The following is a 15,875-nucleotide window of genomic DNA, read 5'->3' as shown; positions in this document are numbered from 1 at the left end:
AAATTAATTGTTGAGGCTCATTTCTTTTTCTTAAAAAGTTTCTTGATTATCCACCTCTGGACTTTCTGGATGCCCCAGGCGGTCAATAACGGGCGTGCAACGTCCCATGCGACGGGCAATAGTCCTTGTGCCACAGAAAGATAATCGGCAAAGCCCAATGACATGGATGGCGCTTCCGGCGTTTGTGCGGGCCGATTGCTTTCCTCCCCTTTGGATTTGGCTTTTGTGTTGGGAAATAAGAGTGCGGAGACACCTGAAAGTAACAACGTTCCGGCATTCTCTTGTATGTAGGAGAAATCGGCATTCAGTTTCTGTTCCTGTATCGTGCATTCCTGTTGGATCCGGCGGCGGTCAGAAATCAGTTTCTCCAGCGGTGTCTGTTGCGGATGGTTCATTGTCTGTCTCGTTTGTTTTATCATCATTTGTTGTCAATGCGGAGATCACAACGTTTAATACTTTAATGCCGATTCTGTCTTTGTTCATAATAATGATGCCGATCAGCAGCAGATAGAGCACGGCTACCACGCCGAATCCCGAACCTACCGAACCGAACACGTCCCCCAGGAAAAAACCTAAAGCGAGGAAAATGAACAGAATCGCAAAGAAAGCCAGAAATAATAAAATAACACCGTACGAGAGAACGGCAATAACCTTTCCCGTTCTCTCATATGTGTTCAATTTTAGGAGTTCGAGCTTCAACTCCACGTAAGCCGAAACGTCTTTTTTCAGCTCGCGGAAGATTTCACCTGAGTCTTTCTCCATACAGAATTATTCAGCTACGATTTCTTCAGTAGTTTTTGCAACTTCGGCTTTTCCTTCTTTGTATTTGGCAAGAGCTGAATTGAAGCCTTCTTTTACTTTGCCCACTACACCGTTCAATTCTTCCAGTAGTTGTTCTCTTTTATCTGTTGCTGCCAGATAACCCACTGCGGCGCCGACGGCTGCACCAACTACTAATCCCAGTAATAATTTAGAATCTACGTTTTTCATAACTCTTTCTTTTTATAATGTTGCTACTAAGATAACGAATATACTTGAATGATGGTTTATTTTGGCCTTGACTTTTTGGGTTAATTAATGTTATTGTTTCCGGACTTTCACCGCAGCCCAATTATTCTTCTCTGTGTGCGACAACAATGCCAATCCGTTACGTTTGCACTCTTCTTCAATGGCGGGAATGTCTTGCACATAGAAGCCGCTCATGTAAAGAAAACCTCCCGTTTTCATGCACTCGCCGTAATGGCGGATGTCATTCAGCAGGATATTCCGGTTGATGTTTGCAAACACGATGTCGAACGTTCCGAATGCCGGGATCTGTTCGGCTCCTCCAAGGGCGATCCGGATATCGCCCGTATTGTTGAGGCGGATGTTTTCGAGCGCGTTGTTGTAGGCCCATTCGTCTATGTCGATGCCCACCACGCGTCCGGCTCCTTTCATACGGGCGAGTATGGCGAGCACGGCTGTCCCGCAACCCATGTCGAGCAGTTCCTTGCCGGCGAGGTCCAGTTCGAGCATCTCGCTGATCATCAGGAATGTCGTCTCATGGTTGCCGGTCCCGAATGCCATCTTCGGATCGATGATGATGTTGTAGGCGTAACCCGGCTCGTGTTCGTGGAAGGAAGCGCGGATGATGCACTCCTTTCCGATGCGGATCGGCTTGAAATAGTTTTTTTCCCATTCTTCGTTCCAGTCCTTGCTTTCCACGAGTGTTTCGGTAAAACGGATTTCCACGTTTTCCAGCGGGAATCCGGCAAGTTTGTCCTGCAATCCTTTTACATTATATGACTGGTCGGAAATATATCCTTGCAACCCGTTTTCGGTTTCGGCAAAACTTTCAAAGCCGATTTCTCCCAACTCGGCAGCCAGCACGTCGTTGATGATGGAAGTCTCGACAGGAGAGGTGTATGTGAATGTGAGTTCGTAATAATTCATATCGTTCTTTCTTTTAGTCCTTAATTACAGGCAAAAGTACTTAATTTGCTTTAGGAATGCAACCGGATGTCTTTTTGATTTGATGCAAGTGTAATTTGTTTTCTGCCTTGTCGTGTATGTATTCTGCGTTGTCGTATAAATTCTTGGCATTGTCGTGTATGTTCTCGACAATGTCGAAAACAAACTACACTTGCATCGGATTGGAAACGGGTGCGAATCGAGCCGATTCTTCCCTTCTACCGGTCTGGCAAGCGATCGCAAGGCGGCTTCCGGTTCTTTTTTATCAAAATCATAAGATATAAAATCATTTTTAGAAATGGGATCTGTGAAGAAATCGTTTCCTTTGAAAACAAAGTCATGCTATTAACAGATTAAATCGCAACGATATGAAAAAGACAGCTTTATTGCTTCTGGTCGCTTTGGTCTTAGGATGGGCGGGATGTTCGTCCGATTCGACCGTCGAAGTGAAGAACCTCCGGTTGGAGATGAAAGAAAATCCATTGGGAATCAATGTGGTGCAACCCCGTTTCTCCTGGCAGATCGCTTCCGGCAAACCGGACTTGAAGCAGACGGCCTATCAGATACAGGTGGCTGCTTCTCCTGAGCAATTGGAATCCGGTGACGGACTTTTGTGGGATTCGGGCGTGGTCCGTTCGGACGAGTCGGTGCTGGTGCCATATGCCGGAAAGGCGCTGGAATCGGGAAAACCTTACTATTGGCGTGTGAAATTGACGACCAACCAGGGGGATACTCCCTGGAGTGATGCCGGCAGCTGGTCGATGGCCCTGCTCGATGATTCGGAATGGGAGGCGACTTGGATCGGCGAAGATTCCCTCTCCAATCCGGGTGAGGAGATAGGAGTGGCCGGCGGAAACAATAAAACACGCTTGGCCGCCCGATACCTGCGTAAAGAGTTTGCGGCGGATAAGGCGGTGGAAAGAGCCGTCCTGTATATTTCCGGCCTTGGTTCGTATGAGGCTTACCTGAACGGAAAGAAAGTGAGCGAGGACGTGTTTGCCCCGATGCCGTCCCTGTATTCTAAACGTATATATTATAATGTATATGATGTAACAGATTTGATGGCTCCCGACAAGAATACGTTGGGGGTGATTCTGGGGAACGGCCGTTTCTTCTCGATGCGTAATCCGGGGATGAAAACATTCGGCTTGCCCCGTTTGCTTGCGCAGCTCCGGATCGAATATGCCGACGGTTCGCAGGCGACGGTCGCCAGTGATACGTCTTGGAAAATCACCTCGAAAGGCCCGATCGTCGCAAATAACGAATTTGATGGCGAAGAATATGATGCCCGCCTCGAGATGGATGGTTGGAACACGAACGGTTTCGACGACGGCGCATGGAAGACTCCCGATGTGATGGAGGCTCCTGCGGGCAAACTGACAGCACAGCAGAACCCGAATATCCGCGTACAGGAAACGTTGAAGCCGGTTGCCGTTTTTGATCGTCCCGATGGAAAGTATATCCTGGACATGGGGCAGAACATGGTCGGCTGGCTCTCTGTCGACCTGAAAGGAAAGAAGGGCAAACCCGTATCGATGAAGTTTGCCGAATTGTTGCAGAAAGACGGCTCGCTCTATCTGGCCAACCTGCGTACCGCACAGGTGACCGACGTGTATACTCCGGCCGAAGACGGTGATTTCAGCTGGCAGCCCCGCTTCGTCTATCATGGTTTCCGTTTTGTGGAAGTTTCGGGGCTCGATTATAAACCGGAGCTGTCTGCGTTTACCGGGCATGTGATTTATGACGAGATGGCGACAACCGGACGTTTTGAAACATCCGACCCGCTGGTCAACCGGATCCATAAGAATTCGTATTGGGGAATCCGTAGTAATTATCGCGGAATGCCGACCGACTGCCCGCAGCGTGACGAACGTCTCGGCTGGTTGGGCGACCGTGCGACGGGCGCTTACGGCGAAGCTTTTATTTTCAATAATGCCCAGTTGTATAACAAATGGTTGCAGGATATCGAGGACTCCATGAGCCCGGAAGGAAGCATCTCGGATGTCTCCCCGAATTACTGGACGATCTATGCCGATGACGTGACCTGGCCGTCCGCCTTCTTCTATGTGGCCGATATGCTGTACCGCCAGTTCGGCGACGACAGCGCGATCCGTGCCCATTATCCGGCCATGAAACGCTGGATGGCGCATATGGAAGAGGCGACCATGAAGGACTATATCATGACGAAAGACCAGTATGGCGACTGGTGCATGCCTCCCGAATCGCAGGAACTGATCCATTCCAAGGATCCTGCCCGCAAGACGGATGGCGCTATTCTCAGCACGACTGTCTATTATGATTTGCTGAATAAGATGATCGGCTTCGCCCGTATCTGCGGACAGGATGCCGACATCCCCGGCTATGAATCCCTGGCCGCTAAAATGAAGACGGCTTATAATGCCAAATTCTTTAATAAGGAAACGGCGGAGTATGGCAATAATACGGTTACGGCCAATATCCTCTCCCTGCGTCTCGGACTTGTGCCGGAAGGATATGAAGGGAAGGTCTTCGCCAATATCGTGGAAAAGACGGAGGGGGATTTTAACGGGCATGTGAGTACCGGAGTCTTGGGAATCCAGCACCTGATGCGCGGACTGACCGAGTACGGGCGGGTCGACATGGCCTATAAGATCCTGACGAACGAGACTTATCCGAGTTGGGGATATATGATTAAGAACGGTGCGACGACCATCTGGGAACTTTGGAACGGCGATACGGCTGATCCGGCCATGAACTCCGCCAACCATGTGATGTTGCTCGGCGACCTGCTGATCTGGTACTACGAAGACTTGGCCGGCATCAAATGCGCACCCGATGCAGTCGGTTTCAAAAAGTTGGTGATGGAGCCTGTTTTCCCCGATGGCCTTGACGAAGTTTCCGCCTCTTACAGTTCGGTGTACGGAGAGATCGAGAGTGCATGGACCAAGAAGGAGGGCGACTTTAGCTGGGACATCACGTTGCCGGGCAATACGTCGGCGATCGTCCGGATTCCGAAGAAATATAATGTGACGGTCGGTAACCTGCCGGGTGTACGCAGAGTTTCGGCAACGGAAGGATATATGGAAGTCGAGATTGGTTCGGGAAGCTATCATTATGGAAAATAGTTTCAAAAAGATTTGGATGATACCTCGGGAAACCGTAATTTTGCGCTCTGAATTCTGCAGGAGGTAAACAAGTGATGCTTAGAAGCGTATCCACCTCCGGGACATAACCTGTTTAAATATATAAAGACAGATGTACGTAATCGTAGAAATTAACGGACAGCAGTTCAAGGCTGAAGAAGGAAAGAAGTTGTTCGTTCATCACATTCAGAACGCAGAAAGCGGTGCTGTTGTGGAATTTGAAAAAGTGTTGTTGGTTGACAACAACGGCGAAGTAAAAGTAGGTGTTCCTACCGTAGAAGGCGCAAAGGTAGTATGCGAAGTACTGTCTCCGCTGGTAAAAGGTGAAAAGGTGCTGATCTTCCACAAGAAGAGAAGAAAAGGTTATCGTAAACTGAACGGTCACCGTCAGCAGTTCACTGAAGTGAGTGTAAAAGAAATTGTTGCTTAACGTTTAAAGGAGAAAAGAAGAAATGGCACATAAGAAAGGTGTGGGTAGTTCTAAGAACGGCCGTGAATCACAAAGTAAGAGATTAGGTGTTAAGCTTTTCGGTGGCGAAGTTGCTAAAGCTGGCAACATCATCGTCCGTCAGAGAGGAACCGTTCATCATCCGGGTGAAAACGTAGGTATCGGTAAAGACCATACGTTGTATGCTTTGGTCGATGGCGTGGTAACTTTCCGCAGAGGCAAAGAAAACCGTTCTTTCGTTTCTGTAAAAGAAGTGGTAGCAGAAGCATAAGTACCGGTTACATAGAATAAGAAAAAAGGATATTCGCTTGGCGGATATCCTTTTTTTGTATCTTTGTCAACATCATGACTCGTAGGAATTTTATCACACTTCATATCGGAATACTGTTGTTGGTCCTGGCGCTTACGTCGTGCGGCAGTAAAAAGCAACGCGTGGCCTTACCACCGGACTTTAAAGGACCGAAAGAGCTATCCCGTCTCTATGGCGTCCGCCTGACTCCGAACGACAATATATTTTTGTACAACGAAGGGGCCAAATGGCTTGGTGTCCCTCACCGTATGGGAGGATTGACGAAGAGGGGAGTGGACTGTTCCGGCTTTGTGGCGATCGTGTACCGTGAAGTGTATGGAAAACAGTTGGCCCGTTCGTCGGCCGATATGCTGAAACACAATTGCAAGAAAGTCAGCCGTGCCAACCTGAAGGAAGGCGACCTGGTCTTTTTCCGGACGGGCAAGGGAAAGAAGAAAGTGCCCAACCACGTCGGGATCTATCTGAAAAACGGAAAGTTCATTCACACCAGCACTTCGAGTGGCGTGATCGTCAGCAGCCTGAGTGAACCTTATTATGTCCGGTCGTGGCTTACAGGCGGACGGGTGAAGTAGGGCTTGTCGCCTAATTTGACTTTTAATTCTCAATTCTTAATTCTTAATTTAAGAACTCTGTGTATATTTGCAACTCAAATAAAAAAACATAATGAAAGTATGTTGACGCTTAAAGTAATTACGGAAGAAACAGACCGGGTGATTCGCGGTCTGGAAAAGAAACACTTTAAAGGTGCAGAGGAAAGCATTGCAAAAGTGATCGAATTGAACGATAAGAGACGTAGTGCGCAAAATCAATTAGATAAAAACCTGGCAGAGGTGAACCAGGCTTCGAAAACCATCGGCATGCTGATGAAGGAAGGTAGAAAAGAGGAAGCCGAGACTGCTAAGCAACGTGTTGCCGAGATCAAGGAAGCCAACAAGACGATCCAGGCCGAAATGGACCAGGCGGCCGAAGATATGCAGAACCTGCTCTATACAATCCCGAACGTCCCTTACGACGAAGTCCCCGAAGGTGTCGGAGCCGACGACAATAAGGTTGAAAAGATGGGCGGTATGGAAACGGAACTGCCGAAAGACGCGCTGCCCCATTGGGAGTTGGCCAAGAAATATGATTTGATCGATTTCGACCTGGGCGTGAAGATCACAGGCGCAGGATTCCCGGTTTACAAAGGACAAGGTGCACAGTTGCAGCGTGCGCTGATCAACTTCTTCCTGGACGAAGCCCGCAAATCCGGTTATACGGAAATCATGCCGCCGACGGTCGTGAATGCCGCTTCCGGCTATGGCACGGGCCAGTTGCCCGACAAGGAAGGACAGATGTATCATTGCGAAGTAGATGATCTTTATCTGATCCCGACAGCCGAGGTTCCGGTTACCAACATCTACCGTGATGTGATCCTCGACGAAAAGCAGTTGCCGATCAAGAATTGTGCCTATACGCAGTGTTTCCGCCGCGAAGCCGGCTCTTATGGAAAGGACGTGCGCGGACTGAACCGCCTGCATGAATTCTCCAAAGTGGAATTGGTCCGTATCGACAAACCGGAACACTCCAGACAGTCTCATCAGGAAATGTTGGATCACGTAGAAGGTCTGCTTCAGAAACTGGAACTACCCTACCGTATCTTGCGTCTTTGCGGCGGCGATATGAGTTTCACGGCTGCCCTCTGTTTCGACTTCGAAGTTTATTCGGAAGCCCAGAAACGTTGGTTGGAAGTAAGTTCGGTTTCTAACTTCGACAATTATCAGGCAAACCGCCTGAAATGCCGTTACCGTGACGAAAACAAAAAGACCCAGCTCTGCCACACGCTGAATGGAAGTGCATTGGCTCTGCCGCGTATCGTCGCTGCCTTGCTCGAAAACAACCAGACTCCCGAAGGCATCCGTATTCCGAAGGCGTTGGTTCCGTATACGGGATTTGATATGATTAAGTAAATAAGATAGAAACGTAAGGATGAGGCTACTTGCTTTTTTTGGTAAGTAGCCTTTTCTTTTTTTTAGGGATTTTGCTCTTTGGTTCGTTTATATTATATAGGTATTTAAAAATAATATGAATATGAAACAACTATCCACATTTCTTTTGTTCTTATCCTTTTTTACGGGGATGCAGGCACAAATCTCCTGGCCGGACGGTAAAAAGGCTGCCATTGTATTGACTTACGACGACGGGCTGAAATCCCAGCGCGACATCGTGATGCCCCAGTTGGAGGCCAAAAACTTCCGGGGGACTTTCTTTCTCTACGGACAAGTTGTGAAAGACAGCGATGTCCCGGAGTGGCGCGAAGCCAGCAAGCGCGGACACGAATTGGGCAATCACAGCCTTTTCCATCCCTGCCTTGCCGGGACGGTCGAAACGTCCTCCTCTTCTCTTTGCCGCTCGCTCGAATGTTATTCGGTGAAAGATATGCTCACGGAGATCGGAATGATGAACAGTTTCCTGTATGCCATTGACGGAAAAAAAGAGCATGCTTATGCGTATCCCTGCGGACAGAGTGTTGCCGGCGGAGAAGACTATTCCCAACCCCTGCTGGACTCCGGGCTGGTTAAGTATTGCCGTGGAGCGGCCGGTCGCCATGTGGTAGCTGATGCGAAGACGCTGAATTTCGCCCTGATCCCGACCCTGCCCGCAATGACCGGATGCAAGGGCGGTGATCTGATCCGGTATGTACAGGATGCACTCGACAAACATGGATTAGGGATTATCGTATTCCACGGCGTAGGAGGCGATTACCTGACGGTCGATGCTGCCGAACATCAGAAGTTGGTAGACTTTTTGGCTGCCCATTCCGACGAAATTTGGGTTGGAACATTCTCTGAAGTGCTCGATTATGTAGCTGCTCAAGCGAAGAAGTAGAATTCTGTTTTTAATCTTGAAAAAACCAATGTATATACGATTATTCCTAATAATAGCAACCTTGTTGTATCCTGTTTTCCTACCGGGTTTCCGGGCATATGCCTCGGTCATAAGGATAACGGAAGAGATGGTAACGGACGAATCCGGGGCTGGCGAGTCGGAAGAAGAGGCTCCTTTGGTGAAGGTGGATATGTCGGGAGACTTTATCACCTATCTCTCTCCGTATTATGCTCTTTCCTGGGTAAAAGATTTTCCGATGATGTCCTACTTCAACGTCGAGTCGGGTGGAAGAAACCGGCGCTATCAGGATAAGTCCTTGCTTCGTCCGGGAAGGGGGGGATGTCTGATCGGAAGGGGAGAAAGTTCTTTCGGTATGGCTTCGCCTGCCGTCTGCGATGGTTGGAAGACCATTTACGAAGATGTCCCTTTCACGGAAGGAGGCCGGATGGATTGCGTGGTGTCTCCTTCCGGCGACCGCAGGTTCAAGGTCTCTGTCAGAAGTCGTTCGGAGGGCATCGAAGGCGAGTTTTTCCGCATTCATACCGCTCCGGATATATCGCCTGTTTCCGTATGGGCCGAAAAAACGGCACAGGAACCGTCCGCACAATATGACACTCCGGTTACATTCTTTACTCCCAAAATCATAAAAGCCTCTTTCCGCCTTCCCGCCGTCCTGCATTTTCCTGACTGCGGACTGGTGAAAGTGGAAGCCGATGCTCCGGGAGTCTACCTGCAGGAACATTTTGTTCCCGATTATGAGAATACCGGTCTATTGCTCGGTCCGTTCAACCGGGGAGGGCATGTCTGGCGTAAATCGATCCACATGGGGTCGGTTATCCTCTCTTTTCATACGGACCAGCTGCTGAAAGAGGCCGGGCTTACCTTTACGGTCCTGGAAGAGAACTATCCGCAGATTCCCGGTTGCGACTTCTCGGATTCCAGGTTTGACGGGTTGAAACGCTGCTGGCAGAATGCTTTCACCGTCAACCCTGTTCATCAGACGATGGGCGACAATATCCTGCTCGAAGGCATCGGACACCTGTCATTGGCATTTAAGGCGGATATGATTCCTTTCACACCGCCGTTGTCCGGTACTTATTCCATGCGCGAAGCCTTGCGCACCTCCATCGAAGTTGCTTTGCGGGAACGGATCGGTAACGATAACCGGCTTAAGGATTACGGGTGGGAAAGCACTGAAGTGACACTCATCTCTCTTTATGATTATTTGCTGGCAACGAACGACTGGGCTTTCGTACGCCGTTACCAGGAGGAAATTTGTCGCCTCGTACGTGGTGTCCTGGCGACAGATACGGATGGGGACGGTATTTTCGAATCCCCTTTCCACGGGAATTACATGGACCCGAAGCGCGAAAGCCTCAACTGGTGGGACGACTTCGCTTTCGGCCATAAAGATGCTTATGTCAATTTGCAGGCTTATCGCGGCTTGACGGGAATGCAAAAAGTCCTGACGCTGCTCGGTTTGCCGGAAGAGGCTGCGACGGTCGGTCTACAACTCGATAAGTTCCGTTCGGCTTTCGATGCCACTTTCTATAATCCGCAGACCGGTATGTACGCCGGGTGGGTGAGCCGCGACGGCAGGATGCATGATTATCAGTTTACGTTTATCAGTTCGATGGCGATCAACGAAGGATTGGTTACCGGCAAACGTGCCCGCAAGATTCTTCGGAAGATGTTGAAGAAGCTCGAAGAGGAAGGATATGATTATGTCTACGGCATACCCGGTCCGCTCGTCCCTGTTGCCAAGGAGGACAAAGGCTCTTGGGAAGAAATGACTCGTTGGGGACGGTATGAGAACGGTGGCCTTTGCGGCCAGGCTGCTTATCATTTCATCCAGGCTTTGTATAACGTCGGAATGCGTAGCGAAGCGGATAAAATCCTGTTCACGATGATGGCGACTTACGAACGCGAATACACTCATTCCGGTGTTTTCCCTGGTTACCTGCAAAGTGTGGACTGGCGGACGAAAGGGGGTGCTCCGACCGGCTATAACTATTTGGCGGATAATTATTATTTCCTGCTTGCCGCCGTTACCGGACATTACGGAATCGAATATCCGGAACTGAAAGCTCCGTCCACCGATCCAGCGTATGCCGCTGCTCTCTATGCCGACCGCTTGTTCGATGAGGGATGGAAGTTCTGTGAAGAGGCTCCGGCTGATGCCTCGGACGTCTCTTTTGACGATTCTTCCTGGCGGACGCTTACCCTTCCGCATGATTTCAGTATCGAACGGCGCTACCCGGACAACGGCAACTCGGTCGGTCCTTTCGTGAAGGGACTTAAAGATTCGATCTCCACGGGGAATCTGCCGGGCGGGACAGGCTGGTATCGCAAACGTTTCACATTGGACGAATGGACTTCCCGCCAGCAGGTCGGCGTTTGCTTCGACGGGGTTATGGAGCGGTCGGATGTCTGGATCAACGGGCATCATCTTGGGCTTCATCCGAATGGCTATATGCCTTTCCGTTATGACCTGACTCCTTTTCTGAATCCTGCCGGAAAGGAGAATGTGATGGTGGTCCGTGCGTTCAATCCCGGTGACAATAGCCGTTGGTATCCCGGATCGGGTATTTACCGGCACGTTCGGCTGACCGTTTCCGGCAACCTTTTCATCCCGGACGAGGAGGTACAGGTACAGACTCCTGTCATTACACCTGGACTGGCAAAGGTCGAGATGACTCTTCCTGTCCACAATCGGATGGATGTGGAAGCCGGTGTGACGGTACGCCTTACCCTGGTTCGTCCTGACGGTACGGATGTCGTGACGAAAGAATGTTCGGGCAACGTTGCCGCGGGCGGTTCTCATACGTTCCGGTTTTCTGCCGATGTCGGGCAACCGGAACTCTGGTCGGTCGATCATCCTAATCTTTATGAGGCGCATGTCAAGCTGGTCTCAGCCGGTGAAACAACCGATTACTATCGGACCGCCTTCGGCATCCGATCGCTTGAGTTTTCGGTAGGCAGGGGATTTCTGCTGAATGGTAGTCCCGTTAAACTGAAAGGCGCTTGTCTGCATCATGATAATGGTTTGTTGGGAGCGGCTGCTTATGACGGGGCGGAGGAACGCAAGGTGCGTCTCCTGAAAGAGAATGGTTTCAATGCCGTTCGCACCAGCCATAACCCGCCGTCCAGGCAGTTCCTCGATGCCTGCGACCGTTTGGGGATGTTGGTGATCGATGAGGCTTTCGATATGTGGGAACATCCCAAGCGTGATCAGGATTACCATCTTTTCTTTCCGGAACATGCCGTGTCCGATATGGCGGCGTTTGTAAAACGTGACCGCAACCATCCCTCTGTCATCATCTGGAGCATCGGCAACGAGATTTACGAACGTGCCGACACAGCCGGGCTACGAATCGCCCGGGAGCTGGTCTCCGTGGTCAAGTCTCTCGATGCGACCCGCCCTGTCACTCAGGCAATCTGCGCCTTTTGGGAACAGAAAGGGCGTGTGTGGGAGGAATCCGCACCGGCATATGCCTTGTTGGATTTAGGCGGTTACAATTATGAAATAAAGCAGTATCTTCCCGATCATGAGGCATATCCCGACCGCATTATGGTCGGTACCGAAAGTTTCCCTGTCGAGACCTTCGAAAACTGGAAGGCGGCAAATCTCTATCCTTTCGTACTGGGAGACTTTGTCTGGACAGGGATGGATTATATAGGTGAGGTCGGAATCGGTAACTTCAGCTATGTTGACGACGACAGGCCGTACTCGACTCCGACTCGTTCATGGCCTTGGTTCTTGTCCAATTGCGGAGACTTGGATATGAACGGGGACAAGAAACCGCAGTCGCTTTTCCGCGATGTGGTGTGGGGGAGGAGCGAATTGGAATTGCTTGTCCATGCCCCCGTTCCTGCCGGCAAGCGCGAAGTGCTTAGCAAATGGGGGTGGCCCGACGAACATCCGCACTGGAACTGGAAGGGGCAGGAAGGGAAGAGACTAACGGTGCGTGCCTATTCTCGTTGTGATTCGGTCCGGCTTTATTTGAATGGAGAATGCTTGGGCACGAAAGCTGTGTCTGCCCGACTTGCCGCAGACTTCGAAGTGCCGTTCTCGGCCGGCTGTCTCATGGCTGTCGGTATAAGGGACGGTCGGGAGATGGTTCATAAATCCCTGCAAACGACCGGGCAGCCGTGTCGTTTAGTCTTGCTTCCGGAAAAACGTGTTGTGTCTGCTGATCCGAATGATCTGGCTTATGTCAGGGTATGTGTGACGGATGAGGAGGGACGGATAGTTCCCGATGCCACTGTCCGGTTGAGGATGACAGTCGAAGGAGATGGCATTCTGTTGGCTTCCGGCAATGCCGCTCCTGATGATATGCGAAGTTTCCGGAACCCGGCTTGCAGTACCTATCGGGGCCAATGCCTCGCGATTCTCCAACCTGGAACGAAAAGCGGCGCGATGCTCCTGAAGGTCATGGCTGAAGGAATGTCTGCTGTGGAGACGGAGATACGGATTGCTTCTGTGAAGTATGAACCGGCATTTGCTCATTGAGATCTATTCGGCAACCGATGCCTGCCTTTCCGGGAAGCGACAGGCTTCTATTTTCAAAACACCGGTGATTCGATTTTAAAACATATATATGCTTTGCCATCGAAACACCGGCGTTTTGACGGGTAGGAACAACTTTGCCTTTTGCCTGCTTTGTATTGATCCGCGTCCTGACTTATCCTTATGTTTATCCCGATGATTACCGGTGGTTCGCGAAGTGCATCAGATGAACAGGTTCACATTCGCCTCCTCTGCCCGTTCGAGGTAAGAAGCCACGCCGCCCAGCGTAACGTTGTCCATCAGCTCTTCTTTTTGCACGCCCATCACATCCATGCTCATGGTGCAGGCGATCATTTCCACGCCGTTGTCTACGGCTTGTCGGATCAGGCTTTCCAGGCTGTCGATCCGCTTTTGTTTCATGATAAAGCGCATCATCCGGCTACCGACACCTCCCATATTCATTTTAGACAGCTTGAGTTTGCCGCTGTGTGCCGGAAGCATCCAACCGAACATCTTGCCGAAAATATCTTTGGAGACTGCCGGCTTATGCTGTTTCTTGATCACATTCAATCCCCAAAAAGTAAAGAACATGGTCACTTTCTTGCCGGTCGAAGCGGCTCCATTGGCAATGACAAAAGAGGCCAGTGCTTTGTCTAGGTCATCGCTGAAGACGATCAGTGTCTTATTGTCGGCATTGTTACGCGAAATCTCGCAGGAAGTTGTTTTCTCCTGCTTGCGGATGGTGGCGGCAACCACCCCGTTTTTGTTTTCCAACGCAACCAGTTCTGCCCCCGTCATCTTACACCAGGAAGCGACATCCTTGCCGAAAGCCTGGTCGGTGGCAGTTATCTGGAGTTGTTCGCCGGCCTTCAACGTTTCGTAGTTCTTTTTCAGTTGCATCACAGGTCCGGGGCACATCAGTCCGCAGGCATCTACTTTCAACAGAGGAACCTGGGTAGCGGGGCATCCGCAATTTGTGTTTTCCGGCGATTCCGGTTTGCAGGGAACGATCTCCTTTACGGGTGCTGTCGCCATGCTCCACGTCTTGTATCCTCCGGACAGGTTACGCACATGCTTGAAGCCATTCTGCACCAGGATGCGATAGGCCAGGTAACCACGCAGTCCGACTGCACAAGTTACGACGATCGGTTTCTCCTTCGGCAGTTCACCTAAATGTTCGCGTAATTCGTCTACCGGTATGTTTATAAATCCGGGGATCGTGCCTAATTTATATTCGTCGCGTGTACGGACATCGATTCGAATCGTGTCGGCCGGAAGTTCGGCGAGTTCACGCCACTGGATGATCCGGGATTTTCCGCTCAATATGTTTTCTGCAACGAATCCGGCCATATTCACAGGATCTTTGGCTGACGAATAGGGAGGGGCATAGGCGTGCTCCAATTCCGCCAGGTCGTAGACTGTCCCGCCTCGTTGTATCACTTGTTCCAGCATCTCGATGCGTTTGTCTACACCGTCGAAGCCGACAACCTGGGCGCCTAACAGCTTGCCGCTTTCCGGGGCGAACAATATCTTGATAGACAATGGAACGGCATCCGGGTAATATCCGGCATGCGACACTCCGTGGGTATAGGATGATATATAGGCGATATTATTCCGTTTTAACAATTTCGCATTGGCTCCGGTGGCGGCAACCGTCAGGTCGAATACTTTTGCGATGGAAGTTCCTATTGATCCCGGATATTTCTCTTTGTTGCCGAATACGATATTGTCCGCCACGATGCGCCCCTGCTTGTTTGCCGGTCCTGCCAGCGGGATGAGGGCCGGTTGCCGGGTTACGAGATGACGTACTTCGACTGCGTCGCCGAGGGCATATATGTTTGCATCGGAAGTTTGCATATAATCGTTTACGGCGATACCGCCCCGTTCTCCGATGGCGAGCCCTGCGTCTTTGGCCAGTTTGGTTTCCGGGCGTACCCCGATGCTTAGTAAAACCATGTCGGTAGCGATCTGTTTGCCGCTGCGGAGGTGTACGGTCACACCACCGTCTTTTTCTTCAAAGCGGCTGACACCATCTTCCAAGTACAGTCCGACTCCCTTATCGGTCAGTTGCCGGTGTACGATTGCCGCCATCGAGAAGTCCAACGGCGCCATCACTTGGTTGGCCATTTCCACCACGTTGACCCGGATACCCAGTTCATGCAGGTTTTCCGCCATTTCCAGTCCGATAAAGCCGCCGCCCACAACGATAGCGCGTTTCGGATTCTCCGTATTGACATAATTCTTGATCGTATCGGTGTCCGGCACGTTGCGGAGCGTGAATATCTTCTTGCTTCCAATCCCTTCGATACCCGGCCGGAGCGGTTCGGCTCCAGGCGAAAGTACCAGTTTGTCGTATGTCTCGGTGTATGTCTCGCCTGTGGACAGGTTCTTGACTTCCACTTCCTTTTTATCCGGACGGATGGCGGTTACCTCCTGTTCTGTGCGGATGTCGATCCGGAAACGGTCTGTGAAACCTTTCACTGTCTGTACGAACAGCTTTTCCCGGTTGTTGATCGTGTTACCTATATAATAAGGTAGACCGCAGTTTGCATACGATACATATTTCCCTCGCTCGAACAGGATGATGTTGGCTTTTTCATCCATTCTACGCAGACGTGCTGCAACGGTAGCTCCTCCGGCTACTCCTCCGACAATCAAGTAGTTCATATA

General features: G+C 50.5%; 12 protein-coding genes. 7 read left to right on the top strand and 5 right to left on the bottom strand.

Annotation, left to right across the window (positions count from 1 at the left end; translation table 11 throughout):
* Positions 1 to 17: 17 nt before the first annotated feature.
* The 4 genes from ACW6QF_RS04760 to prmA all read right to left on the bottom strand — a co-directional run bounded on the left by ACW6QF_RS04760 (position 18) and on the right by prmA (position 1,932).
* Positions 18 to 395 carry a hypothetical protein gene (locus ACW6QF_RS04760; protein WP_456087001.1) on the bottom strand — a complete coding sequence of 126 codons (378 nt, stop codon included), beginning with the start codon at positions 393 to 395 and terminating at the stop codon, positions 18 to 20.
* Positions 352 to 762 (bottom strand): phage holin family protein, encoded by a 411-nt coding sequence (locus tag ACW6QF_RS04755; RefSeq protein ID WP_298546908.1) that lies wholly within the window; start codon positions 760 to 762, stop codon positions 352 to 354. The genes ACW6QF_RS04760 and ACW6QF_RS04755 overlap by 44 nt, the downstream gene beginning before the upstream one ends.
* Positions 763 to 768: 6 nt before the next feature.
* Positions 769 to 990: a YtxH domain-containing protein gene (locus ACW6QF_RS04750; protein ID WP_115499077.1), complete on the bottom strand. Its 222-nt coding sequence runs from the start codon at positions 988 to 990 to the stop codon at positions 769 to 771.
* 90 nt (positions 991 to 1,080) lie between these two features.
* Complete coding sequence (gene prmA, locus ACW6QF_RS04745; RefSeq protein WP_298546903.1) at positions 1,081 to 1,932, bottom strand: 50S ribosomal protein L11 methyltransferase; 852 nt, start codon at positions 1,930 to 1,932, stop codon at positions 1,081 to 1,083.
* A 386-nt stretch (positions 1,933 to 2,318) separates the two neighbouring features.
* Here prmA and ACW6QF_RS04740 point away from each other — a divergent pair, with 386 nt between their 5' ends.
* The 7 genes from ACW6QF_RS04740 (at position 2,319) to ACW6QF_RS04710 (ending at position 13,208) form a co-directional block, all read left to right on the top strand.
* Positions 2,319 to 5,054, top strand: a complete 2,736-nt coding sequence (locus tag ACW6QF_RS04740; RefSeq protein WP_456087000.1) for a family 78 glycoside hydrolase catalytic domain — start codon at positions 2,319 to 2,321, stop codon at positions 5,052 to 5,054.
* Between the two features lie 130 nt (positions 5,055 to 5,184).
* Positions 5,185 to 5,502, top strand: coding sequence for a 50S ribosomal protein L21 (rplU, locus tag ACW6QF_RS04735; RefSeq protein WP_075965130.1), 318 nt, complete (start codon positions 5,185 to 5,187; stop codon positions 5,500 to 5,502).
* 22 nt (positions 5,503 to 5,524) lie between these two features.
* Entirely contained in the window at positions 5,525 to 5,791 is a 267-nt protein-coding gene (rpmA, locus tag ACW6QF_RS04730) for a 50S ribosomal protein L27 (RefSeq protein ID WP_005861909.1), read from the top strand.
* A gap of 74 nt (positions 5,792 to 5,865) precedes the next feature.
* Positions 5,866 to 6,402 carry a C40 family peptidase gene (locus ACW6QF_RS04725; RefSeq protein ID WP_456086999.1) on the top strand — a complete coding sequence of 179 codons (537 nt, stop codon included), beginning with the start codon at positions 5,866 to 5,868 and terminating at the stop codon, positions 6,400 to 6,402.
* Positions 6,403 to 6,501: 99 nt separating this feature from the next.
* Entirely contained in the window at positions 6,502 to 7,776 is a 1,275-nt protein-coding gene (gene serS, locus ACW6QF_RS04720) for a serine--tRNA ligase (protein ID WP_456086998.1), read from the top strand.
* Positions 7,777 to 7,897: 121 nt separating this feature from the next.
* Complete coding sequence (locus ACW6QF_RS04715) at positions 7,898 to 8,695, top strand: polysaccharide deacetylase family protein (RefSeq protein WP_456086997.1); 798 nt, start codon at positions 7,898 to 7,900, stop codon at positions 8,693 to 8,695.
* A 28-nt stretch (positions 8,696 to 8,723) separates the two neighbouring features.
* Complete coding sequence (locus ACW6QF_RS04710) at positions 8,724 to 13,208, top strand: glycoside hydrolase family 2 TIM barrel-domain containing protein (RefSeq protein ID WP_456086996.1); 4,485 nt, start codon at positions 8,724 to 8,726, stop codon at positions 13,206 to 13,208.
* A gap of 219 nt (positions 13,209 to 13,427) precedes the next feature.
* Here ACW6QF_RS04710 and ACW6QF_RS04705 read toward each other — a convergent pair whose 3' ends face one another.
* Complete coding sequence (locus ACW6QF_RS04705) at positions 13,428 to 15,872, bottom strand: FAD-dependent oxidoreductase (RefSeq protein ID WP_456086995.1); 2,445 nt, start codon at positions 15,870 to 15,872, stop codon at positions 13,428 to 13,430.
* Positions 15,873 to 15,875: the final 3 nt, after the last annotated feature.

It is taken from the genome of Parabacteroides sp. (genome assembly GCF_977054455.1).
The sequence above is the reverse complement of the archived record's forward strand: the minus strand, read 5'-3'. Positions and strand labels throughout refer to the sequence as shown.